We start from the raw sequence: 249 nt of genomic DNA, 5'->3' as shown, positions 1-249 counted from the left end.
TACTGATTACACTTTAATAGATAGCTTAAAAGAGAAAGTGGATGTAAGAATTATTAAATAACAAAGTCAAAAAATAATAATAAAACGACCCTATCCTAAATTTTGTGTATTTATCCGTTAAAAGTGACGGTTAATTCTGTCACCAAATTCTGAGGATGTAGAAACGGGGCTTTATTATAATCGGTTTAGGTATTATAATCCTGAAACCGGCTTATATATAAGCCAAGATCCCATAAAACTGGCGGGTAA

General features: G+C 31.3%; 1 protein-coding gene. It reads left to right on the top strand.

Annotation, left to right across the window (positions count from 1 at the left end; all coding sequences use genetic code 11):
• Positions 1-133: 133 nt before the first annotated feature.
• Positions 134-249 (top strand): RHS repeat-associated core domain-containing protein (locus GQ590_RS12195; protein WP_337189583.1); only part of this gene is annotated, 116 nt, incomplete at its 3' end.

This window comes from Gilliamella sp. Lep-s35 (genome assembly GCF_009795845.1).
Taxonomy (GTDB): Bacteria; Pseudomonadota; Gammaproteobacteria; order Enterobacterales; family Orbaceae; genus Gilliamella.
Note: the sequence above shows the minus strand (reverse complement) of the source record. Positions and strands in the feature narration are given on the sequence as shown.